Raw genomic sequence first — 18,237 nt, 5'->3', positions numbered from 1 at the left:
CGACTCCGCGAACTGCGCGGCGCGTGCCGCGTCCGACGACAGCGGCTCAAGGGAGGCGTCGGCGGGCCGTGGACCGTCGGCGACGAGGAAGCGGACCGGCACCGTGGCGGTCGCGGAGCCCTCGGCGCGGAAGACCACGGGCGCCGCGGGACCTCCGGTCCTCTCCACCCGCACGCTCACCGTCACCTCACGCGGGACGTCCACCGAGCCGCCGACACTGGACAGCAGGCTGTTGAGCGACAGGGTCTCCTGCGCGCCCGTCTCCCGGGAGGTCTGGCCGAAGGACAGGTTCACCGCCGCGGTGGCACCGGCCAGCAGGCCGGGCGTCGGTGTCGGCAGGAGCACGAGTCCGTTCGCCTTGACCGCCCAGCCGTGCGTCGACTTCGCCGAACGGGCGTTGGTGCCGGTGACCATCTGCAGACCGGCGACGTCCGGGCCCCCGCCCTGCGGCTGGTTCACCACGGTGACCCGCGGTCGCCTCTCGCCGTCGGAGCGGCCGACGGCGACCGTCACGTCGTACCAGCCGCCACCGCCGCGGATCTGGAACGGAACGCCGTCGCCGAGGAAGGCGCCGCCGTTCGACTCCAGTTCGTCGATGACCGGCGTCGGATCACCGCCCTCGGTCAGTTGCCGGATCCGCTCGGAGACCCAGGGGAGGACGCTCAGGCCGTGCAGATGGGCCAGTCCCGGAGCCTTCATCGACTCCAGATACGGGGGCAGCCGGAAGGTACCGATCACCTGGGGCGGGGTGAGGACCGCGGGGAGGCCGCCTTCCGACTGCGTGGCCGAGAGTTCCTCCGTGGCCAGCGAGATCACACTGCCCCGGTCGCTCGACGGGCCGACGGACAGGGAGAGCGCGTGGCCCACGGCCAGCGACGCCCCCATGTCCACGTTGCGGAAACGGGGGTCGGGGTAGGCCGGTGCGGGACCGGTCGTCGCTCCGGCGGCGGACGGCGCGGCCTCGGGCTCCGCTGCTGTGCCGGAAGCGTTGGTCGCCCACTGGCCCGGTCCGCCCGCGGAAGTGTCCGAACCGGGGTCGATCTCCATCAGGGGTCCCGAGGAGTCCGACTGCGACGAGGTGTCGGACGACGCGTCCGGACCCGAGTCGATCTCCATGGGCTCGGGCCGCGATCCGAGCTGGGCCACCTGGTACTCGTAGGGCGCGCCGGAGGCGTCGTACATCACGCCGCGTGCGGTGAGGTGGACCTCGGTGTGCCAGGGGAACATCACCTGCCGCAGCCCCGGGTCCGCCGCGCCGAACGACACGTCCCGGGCCGGCGAGCCCTCGATCCGCAGCAGGACCCGGTGCTGCCCCGGCGTGGCAGCGCCGAGCCGGGCGAAGGCGGTGCCCATGTCCAGGCCGCCCAGCTGGAACTGCGGGAGCGTCAGCGCGTGGAGCGTGCCGGGCAGGTGCCCCCCGAGCTCTCCAGGGGCCAGGTAACCGACATACACCGGGGCGCCGGCCTCGTCCAGCCCGGCCAGGGTCTCGGCCAGCATCCCCAGGTGCTCGGGAATGCTCTCGCGCAGGGCTTCGGAGAGGGCGGGGACCATGTCCATCATCTCGGCACCGATCTCCCAGTACCGCTCCTCGGCGCCGAGGGTGAGGTCCCGGACCTCGGTGACGAGCGCCTGGAACCCCGTGTGGCCCACCAACAGGTGGGGGAAGTCCGGCAAGCCACTCGCCATGGCATCGGAGATGATGCCGCCGAGCTCGTCGGCCAGTCGGTCCTGGCCCTGCGCCGCCCCGCCGGTCTCCGTGGCGAGCTGCGCGCTCAGCAGCCGGTGGTCCGGGCCGTGGGTCCCCAGGTACAGGGCGGTCAGACGCGCGGGCGGCAGCGCGTCCAGCGGCGAGCCGGAGTGGCGGGTGGACCACTCCCGCAGGGACGCGTGCCGCGCCGCCCAGGTGCTCTCGCCGAGGCTCTGCTCGTCTCCCAGGGGGAACTCGGGCAGGTCGTCCTCGCTCGCCAGTGCCAGGATCGCGTCCGTCAGACCCTCGGGGACTTCCAGGTCACCCGTCATCTGTGAGGTCAGGTTCCGGAAGTACAGCTGGTGATGCGGCGGCCGCCAGGCATCGCCGTGGGCGTCGTCCAGCTCATCGGCCTCGGAGCCGAACGGATCCAGGGTGTCGTGCACCCATGCGTACAGGTCCACCGCGTCGCCGAGCAGCGCGTCCCTGAGCCGGTCGAGGTTGATTCCCAGGCCGTCCCCTGCCAGGTGGCTCTGGGCGTATTCGCCGAGGACCTCCACGACGGTGCGGGTGCTCTCGGACAGCCGCCACGCGAGAATCGCCTTCAGCAAGGGCCGGTGGCCGCCGGGGAGTTCGACGGCCTTCCAGGCCGTGAACATCGATCGCATGGACGGGTAGGGACCGTCGCGCAGCAACAGCCCCCGTACCGTGCGCAGTTCATCCCAGGTGGCGCTGTCCCCCGCGAGGGTGGCGTCCTCGTTCCCGTGGTCCCGCAACAGCGCCGAGTCGATCGCGCCCATCAGGTCCGACACCGACGGAGCACCTTGGGGAAAGACCACCCGGTACTTCCCGGAGGCTTTCAACGCGGCGGCGAAGCGCCTGGCGAAGTTCTCGACGTCCGCGGACTCGGCCAGCGCATCCCCGATGGCGCGTTCGTGCTCCCGGGCGACCTGTTCCCATCGTGGGTCCTTGTAGAGGCTCCGGTACCGGGCACCCTGGCCGGCGAGCGGCAGGCGGGCGATCCGCTCGGCGCCCGTCACCAGCCGCCGGGGCCGGAAGACCCGCCATGCGGGCCGGGGCCCGCCCTTTTCCGTGTAGATGATGAGCTCGATCCCCGGAACGGCTTCGCTGTCGGGCACCGCGGCGTTCGAGGTGGTCGATCCGACGGTCTCGACGCCGTCGGAGAACTCGTCGGCGGCCTGCTGGGCGGCCGGTGTCACGCCGTCCGGGCCGTACCCGCCGTAGCAGGTGAACACCAGTTGACGGGTGCCGTTACCGAGGCCGAGGCGTCGCATCAGCAGGGCGCCGCGGCGGCCGATCGACGTGCCGGTGGTCTTCCTCGCCCCTTCGGGTGTCATCAGGAGGACCGTTCCGGTGCGGCCGTGCGAGGTCCAGACCGTGAACGCCGGTTTGTCGCCCGGCTGCACCAACCCGGTGGTCAGCGGAACCTGGAACGGCTGCCGCAGCGTCCAGTGCGGCGGCTCGTAGACGACTCCGCGTCGCATGTGGAGCAGGTCGAAGTAGGCTGCGGACCGTTCGATCCAGTCGGGGCCGGCGAAGCCGGCCTCGCCGAACAGGATGCCGCCGCGGGTGCGCAGCTCCCGGGTGATGACCGGCTCCTGCCAGCGCCGTCCGGCGGGCCGCACCTCCTCGTCGAGGGTGACGAGTCGGTACTCCAGGCCGGTCGCCAGGTCCCGCACGGTCTCCTGGTCCTTGACGCGGAACACGGCGCCGTTCGGATAGACGACCTGATCCTCGGGGAAACGCGCGAACGGTCCGGACTCGTGAGCCGTGAGCGGCTTTTCGACCCGATAGACCACCAGGTGCTGCCCGGGATGACGCGATGCCACGGCCGGCACCGACCGCAGGACGGGACCGATGTCCGACTTCACGGTGAAGCGCGGCGGCCGTTCGAAAACGTGCCCCTCGGCCGCGTAGCCGTACGAACCCTGGAGCGGGCCCGTCTCCCACTCGGCCCACAGCACCGGCCGCTCGGCCTCCGGCAGGAGCATCAGGGACCGGGTGGCCATCTCCGCGTGCTGGGCGAGCTCCCTGACGAGGTCGTCGGTGGCCAGGGTGTCGGCGACCTCCCGCAGCCGCGCGTAGGACCGCTCCTCGGGGTGGTCGACGAGCCGTCGCACCGCCGGCTCCCGCAGCATCACCAGGGGAAGCCGGGACTGCGGCGCGCCGTGGTCCAGGTTCTCCAGCCGGAACAGGATCTCGGAGCGGAGCCGGTACCTGCCCGGCGCGCCCACCGCGGTGATGTGCCCGCCCATGAGCGTGGCGTCGTCCCCGCCCAGCAGGAACAACGCGATCAGGTGGGCACCGCGGAGAGGGGGGAAGGCACGGCGGTACGTGCGCATCCACCGGCGCAGGGAGTCGCGGCGCAGGAACCAGGCGTCGGTTCCCTGACGGGCGACGGAACCGCCGGAGAGGGTGTCCAGCACTCCGGCGCCGAGGTCGTCGAGACTGAGGCCGCCGGTGACCTGCGGATCGAGCAGGTGCTCGGCCCAGTCACGGTATCCGGCCTGGTGCGGCAGCCGCTGCACGGCCCGCCTCAGTGCGTCGTCGCCGGCGAGCGGTCCCTTGTCCAGCTGCATCAGGGGTTCGAAGAGGAAGGGCACGAGGCCGTACAGCTGGGAGGCGTCGGCGTCCACGGAGGACGCCGTCCGCAGGTCCGGCTCCAGCGTGTGCGCCCCGTCGGTCTCGGCCACCCCGGCCCACTGAGCGGCACCGAGAAGTTCCGCCAGCGTGGGGGCGGGGTCCTCCGCCAGCATCCAGCCCAGGAACGCGTTGCGGAAGGCGAGCGGATTCGAGCCGGGCAGGATGTCGGCGTGGACCCGCATCAGCAGTTCGGCGTCGCCGACCCGCTCGGCCTTCGCGTCCGCGTGCTCGGCGGAGAGTGGATGTCCCAGTTCGGTCAGCCGGACGGCCAGGTCCCGGTCGGCCGGAGCGGGCCACCACAGGTTCCGGCTCCTCGCGTGGACCCGCGCTCCCCGTACGACCGCCTCCATCACGGTGGCGAGCGCGGGCGGGTTGTCGTAGTCCACCAGCTTGAGGAACTCCCGGCCGGCGCGGAAGTCCCCCGGCCGGCCGGGCGGGAAGAACAGAAGGAAGTCGTCGACCGTGCCGACCACATGGGTCCGAAGCTCGGTGAGGACATCCTGCGCGGCCTTGAGCCACATCGTGTTCGCGGACATCACCTGGCCGAGCGCGCGTTCGAAGGAGCGTGCCCGCTCGACCCATGCGGCCCAGTCCCTGAAGTACACACTGGGGAACCGCGCCACGACACCGGACGGATCGAGTGACGTGGCCTGCGACGGGACCGTCCAGGAAGCCGTCGAAGGACCGGCCGGGTGGGAGGCGGTGTGTTGCGGGGCGTGGACCAAGGGGGCGGCGGGGGTGTTCGCCGGCCATCCGTCCGGGCCGTTCCGCAAAGCTGCGGCGCTGGACTCGTCGGCGGCCGGCTCGTCTGCCACGGACGTGCCGAAGACCACGGCGGAGCCGCTCGCGGGCGCCGGTCCCTGCCGGAAGGAGCCCGGTGTCACGTCCGTCGTCGGCGCCTCGGCGGCGCGGATGACGGACCTGAGGGCTTCGCGGGTCGCCGCCGGATCGGCCGTCGGAGCTTCGGTCGCTTCCAGGACGTCGTACCCGGCGGCCTTGTCGGCCGCCGGGGTGATACGCAGATCCACCGCTCGGGGGTAGGCGAACATGCCGTCCGTACCCGGCAGCGAGCGGGCCGCCGAGTCCGCCACCCTGACCAGCACCAGGCGTGTCCCGTCCGCGACCGGCCCCGACTCTGCCAGGGCGACGGCCGGATCGTGCGCGACCCGCTGGAACCGCCGTACGTCCAGCCCGGTCAGGGTGGCGGTGTCCGCGTCCGACGGGACCGGGAAGGCGAAGTACACCGGTCGGCCGGCGGCCGGCCGCCGGGCCAACGCCTCCGCCGTCACGCCTCGGTGGAACGGGAGGTCGCCGCCGAGGGCGGGCAGCAGGTCGGCTGCCCGGGCCCGCACGGCCCGGCGGGCGTCCGCGTGTTCCGCGCTGCCCGGCGCCGCGTTCGCCGCGCGGTCGGCGAGCTCGCGCAACGCCGGGTCCCTGCGCAGCAACCACGGCAGGCTCTCGCCGTCCGGTGCGCGGTCCACGGCGTCCCGTACCGCGTCCGGCAGTTCCCCGGGGCCCGCCGCCAGCAGAACCCGGTCCGCGGGGTGCGCGAGCAGCCCCAATGCGGTGGCGTGTGCCGGGTCGAGAGCGTCGGTGCCGTCGGCGTGGCTGTCGAGCCCCGCCGTGAGGTGGGAATACAGCCGCAGGTGCGGCGGGCGCAGACGGTCCGCGAGACCGCCGGGCGGCAGTCCCTCCCGCGGCTCGAAGACGATGTCGGCCAGGCCGTACAGATGCGTCGCGTCGCCGGCCAGCGCCGCGGACAGCGCGGCCTGGTGGTCGCTCGTCCCGGAGTCGCGCAGGTCGCCGAGGAGCGTGGCCAGCGTGGCACCCTTCGACAGTCCCCAGCCGACGGTCGCCCGCACGAACCACGGGAAGTCTTCGGCGGGCAGCGCCAGATCCCGGTACCGCAGGTACAGCGGCCGGGTGCCGACGACCGGGCGCGCGGGCACGCCGATCCCGCGCTCGTCCCTGAGCTCCGCCCGGACGGCGTCGGCGGGCGGCCAGGTGTCCGACCCGGGGTACCTGGCGGACGCCTCCGCGCGCAGCGCGGACATCATCGCGTCCAGCGGCGCTCCCGGCCGGCGGGCCTCTGCCGCCACCGGCTCGCCGGAGGCCTCCAGGGCCGCCACGGTCCGCCGGACGATGTCCGCCGCCGCCGGGTCGTGCGAGAGCCGCTCGCCCAGGGCCCTCTCGTAGTCCGCCGCGATCCGCGGCCACTGCTCCGGAACACGGTCCGGCAGGCCGGCGGCGTACGGGGCGAGCGTGCCCGGCGGCACGGTCCGGTCCTGGACGTCGCGCGACCGGAACGGCAGCAGGCCCAGCTCCGCTTCGGACACCGCGCCCCACCCGGGAAAGAGCTCCGCGTAGTCATCGTCGGGGCTGATCCCCACGGTGCTGTTCCCGGCGTAGGACAGACGCTGTGCGGGATGCTGGTCGGCCGACAGCTGCGCCACCGGTACGGCACCGGGCCGACTGCTGCCCGTTGAGCACGACCACGCGAGGAAGGGCAGGTCGGCGGGCACGTTCCGCTCCGCGAGCCGCTGGGCGAAGTCGTGGCCCTCCTGCGAACCGCTCACGTACTTCCGCCCGTAGCGGCCCACCTCGACGAACGAGTGCCGTGTGCCGTGCGATCCCTTGATGAGGAAGCCGGGCCGCCTGGTCCGCCGGTCGATGCCCGTCGGCAGCGGCCAGCGCTTCCGGTCCGTGGCCGTACCGTCGACGTGGTAACCCTTGGCGCTCAGCAGCTTGGCCGTCGCGACCCGGGCCAGGGCGACGTCCCTCGTCCCATGGCTCTCGAAACCGATCAACACGCCTTGATCGGTGCGCAGTTCGCGCATCAGGATCTCGTTGTCCCACGCCTGCCGCGCGGACGGGCGCGGCACCTCGGTGACGGTCACCCAGGGGATCCACCGGCCCGTCGCGGCATCCCGCCAGCGGCCCGCGGTCTCCACCCGCAGTCGCATCGTGGCCGGGGTCTGCACGGGGAACCGGTCCGGGGTACGGGAGAGGACCGCCGTCTTGCGCGGCGACACCGGCCTGGGGAGCTCGACCAGCACCGGCCACGCGCCGCCGGGGGCGCGATGCTCCGCCGACTCCCGCCACCGCGCGAGGGCGACGTCCCGGCTGGACGTACCGAGGGCGAACGCCTCGATCTCCTCCTCGCGGCCCCCGACCGCCGAAGGCGTCCCGCCGATCAGCGCGCTCAGCGGGTGATCGGCGGGCAGCAAATACCACACGGGGCCGCCGTCCGCCGGCTCGGCCTGGAGCAGGTCCAGCGACTCCTCGGCCATGGCCGTGTGACCACGGAGCTCGGCCAGGAACCGCCCGTCCACCCGCTCGGCGAAAGCGTCCACGGCCGCCCGCAGCTCGGCGGGGGACGCCGATCGGTCCACCGCGTCGCGGATCCCCGGGTCGCGGAGCATCAGCAGCGGCCACGCCGACCGGTCGCCGGGCCGGGTCCGTGCGCCGACCGCGCGGATCAGATCGCGCACACCGCCGAGCGTGAGCCCCGGTGTGAGCAACACCGCGTCGGGGCCGGACACCAGGTACAGCGACATCAGATGGCCGCGCTGCAGCTCGGGCAGCGCGTCGACGGCTCCCGGGTTGCGTATCAGGTCGCGCCACGCGGCTCGGCGCTGCCGCCAGACTTCCGCGCCGGTCCCGGTGGCACTGTGCTGGCCCCAGCCGCCGGCGAGGGACGGAAGGGGATCCTCCCACGTGCCTTGGCCGGTGACCTCGTCGCGGAGCAGCGGCTGCGCGGTCTTCGCGTACATCGCCACGTGCGGAAGCCGGTCCAGGGCGTCGCGGGTCTCGGAGTCGTCCTTGAGCGGCCCGTGGGGAAGGCGCTCGGACGGGCGGATCACACCGTGGATCCAGCCGTGCACCCGGGAGAGGTCCGTCAGCCACGGGTCGGGCTCCATCTCCTTGTCCCACACCCCGGCACGGTGCGTGACGTCCAGGAACCACTCCCACGGCAGGGCATCGGGATCGGCCAGGTACCAGCCCGCGAGGGCGTCCCGGAACCCCAGCACGTCGTCGTCCTCGATGTCCAGGTCCTGGTAGACGCGGAGCATCAGCTCGATCGCACGGGCGTAGGCACGCTGTCCGTCCGTCAGGTCGGCGGGCCCGTGATAGCCCCGCTGCCGCATCGCGGCGTCCCAGGCGGCGTCCCACTGCTCCACACCGACCGGCTCGGACCAGCCCTGCTCGTCCCGGTACAGCTCGGCGGCGCGCTCGTACACCTCCATCAGCCCGCTGAACGCCAGCGGATCGTCCTCGTCCAGCAGGCGCTCCCACTCCTCTCGGACATCGACCCCCTTCAGGCTCGGCAGCCCGAGCAGCGTGCGCCAGAAGTGGTCCCTTCCCCGCGAGTCACGGCCGTACCACTCCGGCGCGCTGTCCACGAGTTCGCGCAGCGCCGCCCGAACGTGGCGACTGGAGACCGGATCCATGGCCAGTGCCCGGGCCGCGGCATTGCCGTACTCGACGGACCGCTGCCGGTACTCGTCCCGTAGGGGGGCGGGCCCGGTGAAGAAAGCCGGGAACCTGGGCTGGTGGGCGTTCGGAAGCGACACCGGGGCCGGGCCGGTCCCCGCCTCGGACTCCGGGGTCCGCAGGGCGACGGGCCGAGTCGGCATGGCGGACGGGAACGCGTCTTCCCTCTGCGGCGCACGTGCGGCTGTCACAGGCGTGGCAGGCACAGGCATGGCTGACACGGGGGTGGCAGGCACGGGCGCGGCTGACACGGGAGTGGCCGACGCGGTCGTAGGCGACGCAGGCTCGGTCGACGCGGGTGCGGTCGGCGCGGGGGGTGGGGCTGAGGCCCATGCCGGGGCCGGGTCGCGGTGTAGTTCGGTGGCGTGGCCGACCGCTCTGACCGCGTCCAGTCCGGTCCGCAGGTCGCCCGACGGGGCCGCCACGGCGTTCAGCACGTCGAGTTGCGCGCCGTCGGAGGTGGTGAACCCGTCCTGTGAGGTGACACGCAGTTCCGTCGCCGTGGGGAACCGGATCTCGTTCCGGCCGCCCGACGCCGGCATGGTGCGGGCCGACCGGTCCACCACCTTCACCAGCACCGGGCGCGTACCGGCCGGCACCGGGCCCAGTTCGGCCAGCGCCTCTTCCGGGCCCGGTTCGATCCGCTGGAACCGCGGGTAGTGCAGCCGGATCAGGTCGGCGGCGGACACGTCGTCCGGAGCCGCGAAGGCCAGGTAGCCACCGGCCTCGGGCTGCTGCGCCAGCGCCTCTGTCGCCATGGCCCGGTGCGTGGGAATCCGCGTCAGCAGCTCGGGCGTGAGTTCGTCGGCGCGTTCCAGCATGTCCTGGCGGGTGATGCCGAACTGGGCGCTGTTCCGATCCGCGGTGGCGGCCCACTGGGAGTAGCGCTCCATCTCGGTGTCCTGCCGCAGGAGAAGCGGCAGGTTCGCCGGATCGCCGTCCATCGCCCAGTCGACCGCTTGACGCAGCAGGCCCGGCAGTTCGGAGGGCGCCGCCGCCAGCAGCGTGCGGTCCGGTTCGCTGCCGAGCAGGCGCAGCGCCGTGGCATGGGCGGGGTCCGTACCGGTCGGCGTGAGGGACGCGGCAGCGCCCACGAGGGCGTCGATGGGTGCGGTGAGATCGCTGTAGAGCTGCCAGTGCGGCGGGCGCAGCCGGTTCGCCGTATCGCCGGGGGGCAGGCCCTCACGCGGCGCGAACATGGTGTCGGCCAGCCCGTACAGCTGCACCCCGTTGCCTGCCAGGGCCGCGCCGAGCGCACCCGCGTTCGCGCTCATCCGCGAGTCGTGCAGGTCGGCGAAGAGCGCTGCCAGGGGGTGGCCGTTCGACAGTCCCCAGCCGAACACCGCCCTCACCAACGACGGGAACTGCTCGCTGGGCAGCTTCAGCGCGCGGTACAGCCAGTACATGGCGGTCGTGCTGGGCAGCTCTCCCAGGTGCACCCGGATACCGCGCTGCTCCAGAAGCCGCTGCCGGAGGGCGGAGTCGTGGGTCGCGAAGGACGACGAGGCCGACGGGTACCGGGCCTTCGCCGCGTCGTTGAATGCCGTCACCAGCTGGTGCAGCCGCACATCCGACTGGCCCGGATCGACACCGGCCTGGTGCGTCCCGGATGAGGCCAGCGCCCGCACGGCCCCCTTCAGCGTGTCGTGGGCCGCCTGATCGTCCAGCAAGCGGGTGCCCAGCGCCGTCTCGTAGTCGGCGGCGATCCGCTCCAGCCCCGGTCCGAAGGAGCCGTAGCGGGTGGCCTGGCCGGCGAAGTACGGATCGATCGTGTTGGCCCGGACGACCGAGCCGGCCTCGGTCCGCGGCTGGAACTCCAGGATCGACAGTTCGGACGGGGGCTCCGACCCCCAGCTGGGCTCCAGCACCTTCGTGCCCTCGCCGGTGGCCACCGTGGTGTTACCGGCGTGGACGGCGCGGTGCCGGGGCTGCTGGTCGGCGGCCAGCTGCGCCACCGTCACCAGCCCCGGGACCTTCGCGCCCACCGAGCACTGCCACAGCAGTGCCGGTGTGTTCTCGGGCACCCCTTCTTCCGCCAGTCGCCACGCGAACGCACGCCCGGCCTGCGAACCGCTCACCCGCAACGGACCGAAGCGCCCCAGCCCCTGGACGGCGGTCCTGGAGCCGTGCGCCGAGTAGTAGACGAACCCGGGCCGCTGGGTGGCCTTGTCGATGCCGACCGGTATCGACCAAGTCCGCGTCTGCCTCAACTCCCTGACATCCGACTCGTCCAACTCGGAGACGTAGTAGGTGCTGTCGTTCAGCAGAGCGTGGGGCTCTTGCTGATAGGCGGGCAGTTCCACGAGCTTGTCACTCTGGTAGCCGATCAGTACGCCCTGGTCGGTGCGTACGTCACGCATGAGGATCTCGTTGTCCCACGGAACGCGCGGTGCCTGCCTCGGCACCTCGCTGACGACGAGGTGCGAGTAGCGCAGTCCCCGCTTCTCGTCCCAGCCATGACCGACCCGGTCCAGGCGCAGCCGCACCGGCCCGGGGGCCTGCGCGGCGAAGGCACCGGGATCGCGGGAGAAGAGCGCCGTCTTGCGCAGTGACACCGGCTTCTCCAGCTCCACCAGCACCGGATGCCCGATCTCCGGCGGTGTCCGCTTCGCCATTTCCTCCAGCACGCCCAGGGCGACGTCACGACTGGACGTCGCCTGCGTGAACGGCGGGTACTCCTCCTCGGTGCCTATGAACGCGTCGGGTCCGCCGTCGCCGGACAGCGGACCCGGTGCCATCGACACGTAGTACATGGAACCGCTGTCCGCCGGCGCGGCCTGCCACAGGTCCAGCGCCTCCTCCGCCATCGACGCGTGCCCGCGGATCTCGGCCAGCGTGTGGTCGTCCACCGCCTCGGCGAAGGCGTCGACCGCGGCCTTCACGTCCTGCGGGGATCCGCGGTCGACCGCGTCGCGGACCGCGGGGTCGCGCAGCAACAGCAGCGGCCACGCCGACCGGTCGCCGGACCCGGCCAGTGCGCCCGTCGCGCGGATGCGGTCGCGCAGTCCGTCGAGAGTGAGCTCCGGGGTGAAGAAGACCCGGTCCGGCCCGGTGACCAGGGTCAGCGCCATGAGGTGTCCGCGCCGCAGGCTCGGCAGCGCTTGCAGCGTCCCGGGGTCGCGCAGCAGGTCCGACCACGCCTCCCGGCGTCGCGTCCACAGCTCGGCCTGCGCGGGGTCGACGCCCTCACCGGGCGTGATCCCCCCGGTGAGCACGGTCGGGTCGCTCCAGTCGCCCTGGCCGGTGACCTCGCCGCTCAGCAGCTCTGCGGTGGATTCCGCGTACATCGCCACATGCGGCGGCTCGTTCAGCGCCCGGCGGGCCGGATCGTGCACGGGGTCGTCGGACAGCCGCGCCTGTGGATCCAGCACGCTCCGGATCCACCCGTGCACCCGGGACAGATCGGTCACCCACGGGTCGGGTTCCACCTGGCGGTCCCATACTCCGGCGCGGTGCGAGGCGTCCAGGAACCACTCCCACGGCAGCGCGCCGGGCCGCGGCATGTACCTGCTGGCCAACGCGTCCCGGAACAGCAGGAGATCATCTCGGGAAGCGCCCAGATGCTGGTAGAAGCCGAGCATCAACTCGATTTCCGCGGCGTGCCCGCGCTGTTCCGGCGTCAGGTCCTCGACACCCCGGTAACCACGCTGCCGCATCGCGGCATCCCACTCGGGGCCCCGCGATCGCACACCGGCGGGAGCGAGCTCGGGATGCCGGACCGCGTACCAGGCGGCGCCGCCCAGGAACGCGGAAAGGGACGTGTCGAAGTTCTTCTCCTCCAGCAGACCGCCCGCCGCCCGCGAGACGCGTCCGGAGCGCAGGGCCCGGGTGGCCTGCCTCATCCGGCGCCGAATGCCGGACCGCCCGTCGGTGACCGCACCCCGCAGGCGGGCGAGCGCCTGAGCGGAGTCGTTCAGCGAGGCCACGAAGTCCTCCGCCAGGTGCGAGTGCCCGTACTGCGCCTGCGCGGTGTCCACCAGCTGCTGGAGTGCCCGGTGCGGGCTGTCGAAGACCCGCGAATCCTCCCTGAGGGCCTTGGCCACCTGGAATCCGTACTCGTCAGACCGGCTCAGGTATGCGTCCCGTCGCGGCGGCGGCGTGAAGAACCGCGGGTACCGGGGCTCGTGGACGGCGGTCGGCGGTGCGGTCACCGGCCTGGCACCGGACACCGGCGCCTGATCGTGCGACGCTTCGCCGCCGTGCTCCGAGAGGGTCTGGTCGGGCGTCCCGGTGTCGCCCTCGCTCACGGGGGTGTGCGGGACGGACGTGGGCGCTTCGTGCTCGCCCGGCGCGGGCTCGGTGACCGCGGTGTGCGCGGAAGACGGCCGGGACACACCGAGGGGCGCCTGGGCGTCCTCATCCGGGACGGGGCCCTCTTCGAAGTCGCCGGACGGCACCGGCTCGGTGGTCCCGGTCTCGGGGGGCTGTGTGCTGCCGCGTGCGGGATCGGAGCGGTACACGTCCGCGGCCCGGTGGTCCCAGGACGGCGACAGCGGTTGCGGAGCGAAGCGGTTCTGGTAGCCGTTGACGAAGTCGAGGAGGAAGCCGAGGTGGAAGTCGTCATCGATGTCGGCCAGCGTGGGGCCGTCGAGGCCGCGGCCGTCGCCGAGCACGTCGAAGGCCGCGTTCGCACCGCGCAGTGCTCCGGCGACCCCCGATTCGAAGGTGAGGTGTGCCGCGAGGTCGGCCGCCTCCTGTGCCACCTGCCGGTCCCACCCGGCGACCCGGCTCGCGAGCTCGGCCGGGGTCGTCGCGTGCATGCCGAACACCGTGTCGAAGGTGGACAGCATCCGCTCGTCCCAGGCCGCTTTCGCCCGTGCGACGTCGGCCTCGGACAGGGCCAGGCCCGGGTTGGCCCCCCGCCACGCGGCGAGCTGCTCCGTGAAGGTGTTCTCCGTGGATTCCGCCACGGCATCCCGGGCCTGGTGGCGCAGCAGCACGGTCTGGATGTGCTGGGGGTCGGTGAGTGCGCGGTACTCGTCCCGCCAGTTCCACAGCAGCTCCGCACGGTGGCCGGTATCCCCGAGGATCTGGTCGAATCGGTGGTTGACCGCCCCCGCGATGCCGGTCCCCAGGCCGCGCAGCAAGGTGTCGGGCACCGCGCCGGGCTGGATGCCGAACCGCTGCCGGAACGCGTCGCTCACGGTGGGCGGTTCCGTCGCCCAGGAGTCCACGGCCGCCTCGGTGGCGTTCAGCGCGCCGCGTATCGCGTTCTCGCGGGCGGCCTGAGCGGCGAGTCTCGCCGGCAGGCCCGCGACCACCTGGTCGAATCGCGAGCGCCACTGGTGCAGCGCCCCGGGCAGGTCGCCGGGCAGATGCTCGGTGGAGTCCGGTGGTCCGAACACCTTGATGAAGGCCGTGCGCAGCCCGCGACGGGCCTGGTCCAGCACGGCGGCGCGGCCGGGGGCGGACACCTGCGTGCCGGAACCGCCCGTGGCCGGCCCCACGGCCTGGGCCTCGCCGACGGCGACCGGGGGGTCGAGAGCGGTCAGCAGTGCCCGGCTGTCCTCGTCGAGGTGCTCGGGGAAGGAATCGGCGAGCCTGTCGAACTCGGCTGCCAGCCGGGTCAGTTCCGACTCGTACCCGGCGCGCAGATCGAACTGGTCCGGCAGCGTGCCGGTGAGTTCACCGAGCCGGAGCTCCGCCTGGCGCACCTGGGCGGACAGGTCACCGTGGGCTCCGGAGCCGAGCGGGAAGACCTCGTCGACGGCCCGGGTCAGCTGCTCGTCGAAGCGCGCCCGTACATGGTCGCCGACGGCGGCGGCGATCTCCGGCGTCATCTCGTACGGGAGGGCCGTCCCGGAATCGGCCAGCCGCCGGCCCCATGCCAGCAGGCTCCGCTCGAACGCGGCACGGCCCCGGGCCAGGGCGGTCTGCCGTACGGCCTCCTCGGCGAAATCGTCCCCGTGCGCCTCGGACGGGGCGTCCTGGATGCCGGGGTCGGTCACGCGCCCGTGTCCGCGGTTCTCCCAGACGCGTTCCCGGATCTCCTGGAACCGCTGCTCGTCCAGCCCGTGGCCGTCGCCGGCCGCCCACGCGTCGAAGGTCTCGTCGAACTCCTGCCGCTCCGCCGCGTGCTGCGCCCGGATCGCGGCGTCGGCCGCGGCCCGGTCGAGCCGCCGCGCGTAGTCGGTGAACAGCCGCTCCTGGTCGGCCCGCCAGGCGTCGGCGCGCCGGTCGTCCGCCGCGATGTGGGAGGGCGGGGCGACGAACGGCATGTCCGTCGGCGTTTCGGCCCGGCCCGCCCGCGGGTGGTGCTGCCCCGCCGCGTCGACCTGCTGGTCGGCCGTTTCGGTGGTCGGGACCGGCGAACCGGTGTTCCGGCCGTCCGACCGCGCCGGCTCGGGCCCGGTCTCCTGTGGGACCGGCGGACCGAGGAGGGCATCGATGCTCTGCGGGCCCTCATCATGTACGGCGCCCGCGAACGGCGGGAAGCCGATGACGGCCGGCTGCTCGGCAAGGGGTTCACGGAGCGCATCGAAAGCACCGGACGCCAGGTGGTCGTCGACCCGCTCCGGGGTCATGCCCAGGTCGTACAGGGCGCTGGTGGCCCGCTGTTGGTCGAAGTACGCCAGAGCTCCCAGGACCCTGGCCTGCCGCACCTTCCACTCCGGCCATTGCGGCCGGTCCCGGTTCTGGGTGGCTTCGTCGGCGCGCTGCTGGGCGTGCTCAAGGGCGTCCGAGGCCAGCCGGTAGTCCTGCCATGCCGCGATCCGCTGCTCCGGAGTGCCGGATGTCCCCGCCCGGACCGCCGCCGCTTCCTGCTGCGGGTCCAGTCGGACCTGGTCGGTGACGCCGGCGGTGCCGGAGGCGGTGGCAGTGTCGGAGTCGGCGTGTTCCAGGGATCCGTGGAGTGTCTGTTCCTCGCTGTCGTCGGCGAACCGACCGGTGACGGGCGTGTCCCTGGAGGGGGCCGGCCGCTGGGCGGCCTCCTGGGTGAGCTGCCCATCGCCGGGGACGTCCTGGCCGGGCCCTGACGCCGATCGCGACTCCGCCCCTGCCTCGGGTCCTGCTCCGGACCCGGTTCCGCTCTCGGGCGGCGAGTCCGGCCCCGGGCCGGTTCCGGGTTCCGACGCGTGCGGCCCTGCCGCCGGGGGCTCGGACGACGGGAGGGAGCTCAGCGTGTTCCGGAAGGTCCCCTCGTGGTCCTTCTCGTGCTGCGACCACGCGTCGATGTTGTGCTCGTGCGGCGCGAAGAGCTCGTCGTAGGTGCGGGTGGACTCGTTGCCGAAGTCGTCGGCGGTCTCCTTGACGACCGCGTCGGCCGGGGAGAGCCGCTCCTGACCCGTCGGGACATCCGATGCCGCTCTTCCACCGAGCGAATGGAACGCCCTGGCGGCGTGCTCGAGGTTCTCCCGCAGGGCGAACTCGTGGTCGAACCTCGCCTCGATCTGGGCGTCGAGCAGGGCGCGGTTGTCGGCGTAGGAGCGGGCGGGCCGGTTCCCGTCGCGGTCCCACCGGGGCTGGACGTGGGTCCGGCCGTCGGGGTTGTCCGAGTGGTCGTACCAGTGCTCGTCCACCGCCTTCTCGTTGGCGTGGGTCAGCTCCGTGGTCAGGCGGTCGCGGGCGTCCTGGCCGAAGGTCCGCAGCGAGCCCTCTTCATAGTGGTCGAAAGCCTCGTTCAGGTGCCGGTGCAGGTCGGCGTTCCTGAACTGCCTGAACTCGGCGTGCCCGAGCCGGTGGTCCAGCGTCTGGAAGACCCGGCCGACGTATTGCTGCCAGGTGAGTTCGAAGTCCGCGCCGGCCCGCTCCGGTCGCGTGTCCGAGTCGGCTGTGTTCCGGGCCCGTTGGTAGGACGTGTGGAGGTCGTCGTGGAACTCCTGGCGGAACCTGGCGAGGTTCTCGTCGTCCAGGGCACCGCGGATGCCGAACCGGTCCTCGTAGTCCTCGGGGTCGAGGTCGTCGTCCAGCCGCCGCATGGCCTGCTCGACCTCTCTGGACGAGTCGGCGAGCAAGGTGATCCGCCGCGGCAGGTTCTCGCGCAGTGCCGAGATCTGTCCGTCGATCGAACTGCGCCGCGCCACCGGGTCGTCGGGGAACTCCTTGTGCGCCTTGTCGACGATCGAGCGGACCTTCGCGAAGGTGTCGGCACGCAGGTGGGACAGGGACGTCGGTACGTAGTCGGCCTCACCGGGGCGCGGCTTGCCGTTGTCGGCGTCGTACGTCGCTTCCTTGTAGTGGTCGGTCTCGTAGTCGTCCCGACCGGGCAGTCCGTCCGCCTCGTGCAGATAGCGCCCGTCGAACAGGTCGGCCTCGCGTACCTGGTCGAGCGCCGTGGTGAAGTCCTTGTCTATCCGCTCCAGTTCCTGGTGGCGTGAAGACGCGTTGGCGAAGAAGCGGTCGGCATGCGCCATGTGCTGCTCGTAGGCACCGGCCCAGTTTCCGGCGTCGAACGCGCCGGAGCCCTTCGCCTGCCAGCGCTGTTTGAAGTCGTCGAGGACGGCACGGTGGAAGTCCACTTCGGCCTGCGCGTGACCGACACTGTCCTTGGGCAGGTACCGGCCGCCGAAGAGGTCGTTCTCCGTGAAGGTGCGGTAACCGTCGCTCAGGGCCGTCTCGGGCGTGCCGGATTCCCGCTGGAAGCGCAGGAATTCGTCCGTCCGGGCGTCGCGGTCGCCGCGGTAGGTGTTCCACCGGTCGATCCGGCCGGTGTCGAAGAGAACGTCGCCGGCAGGGATGAACACGTCGCCCTGCGGCTCGTCTTCCCCGGGCTCGGGGATGTCCCTCTCGTGCCGGGAACCGGTCCCGGTCTCGTGCGGGGGCGTTCCCTGCCCGGGGTGCGGCGTGCCGACGCCGTCCCCCGGATTCTCCCGGTGACCGGCATCCGGCAACTCCGTCTGCCGCACCACCGGGTCCGGCTGCCGCACCGCCTGTTCCGGCTCGGCGGCCTGCTCCGCCAGCCCCTGCGGATCCGAGGTGCGTCCGGGCCCGCCAACCGTGAGTGCCTGTCCTCCGGCCGAGCGGGGAGGAGCGGGTGGCGCACTCTCCGGCGCGGACTCCTGGGTGACGACGGGCCGTCCGCCGGGCTCCTGGCCGTCCGGCGCACGCGGTGCCGGGGTGCTGGAGGGCCCGCGTGCCGGCAGGACGGTCTCCGGGGCACCGCCCGGCCCCCGGCCGCCCGCGATGCCGAGCGCTCCGGGTTCAGTGTGCGGCTGCCCGTTCACCGCATCGGTCCGCAGCACTTCGGGCGACGACGGCCCACCGCCCGCGGCACCCTCCTCGACCACCGGCGGCTCGTGCCCCGGCACGCCACCGGCCACCCCGTCACGCGACACCTCGGGCAGGTTCAGCACATCGGCCGAGCCGCCTTCGGTTCCGGCCGGCGCCAGTTCGCTCTCGGTACCCGGGCGGACCGGTTCCGGCGGCTCGACCTCCCGCACCGCAGGCGCCAC

The 18,237-nt window shown here is 72.9% G+C and carries 1 protein-coding gene (running past one end of the window); it reads right to left on the bottom strand.

All coding sequences use genetic code 11. The annotated features are described in order from the left end of the window. Positions 1 to 18,237: the 5' end (the start) of a hypothetical protein gene (locus tag AB0D74_RS47650; RefSeq protein ID WP_362601904.1), read on the bottom strand. It extends 28,212 nt beyond the left edge of the window; the window shows 18,237 of its 46,449 coding nt (coding positions 1-18,237); its start codon is at positions 18,235 to 18,237; its stop codon lies beyond the left edge, outside the window.

It is taken from the genome of Streptomyces sp. NPDC048278 (genome assembly GCF_040652195.1).
GTDB lineage: Bacteria > Actinomycetota > Actinomycetes > Streptomycetales > Streptomycetaceae > Streptomyces.
Note: the sequence above shows the minus strand (reverse complement) of the source record. Positions and strands in the feature narration are given on the sequence as shown.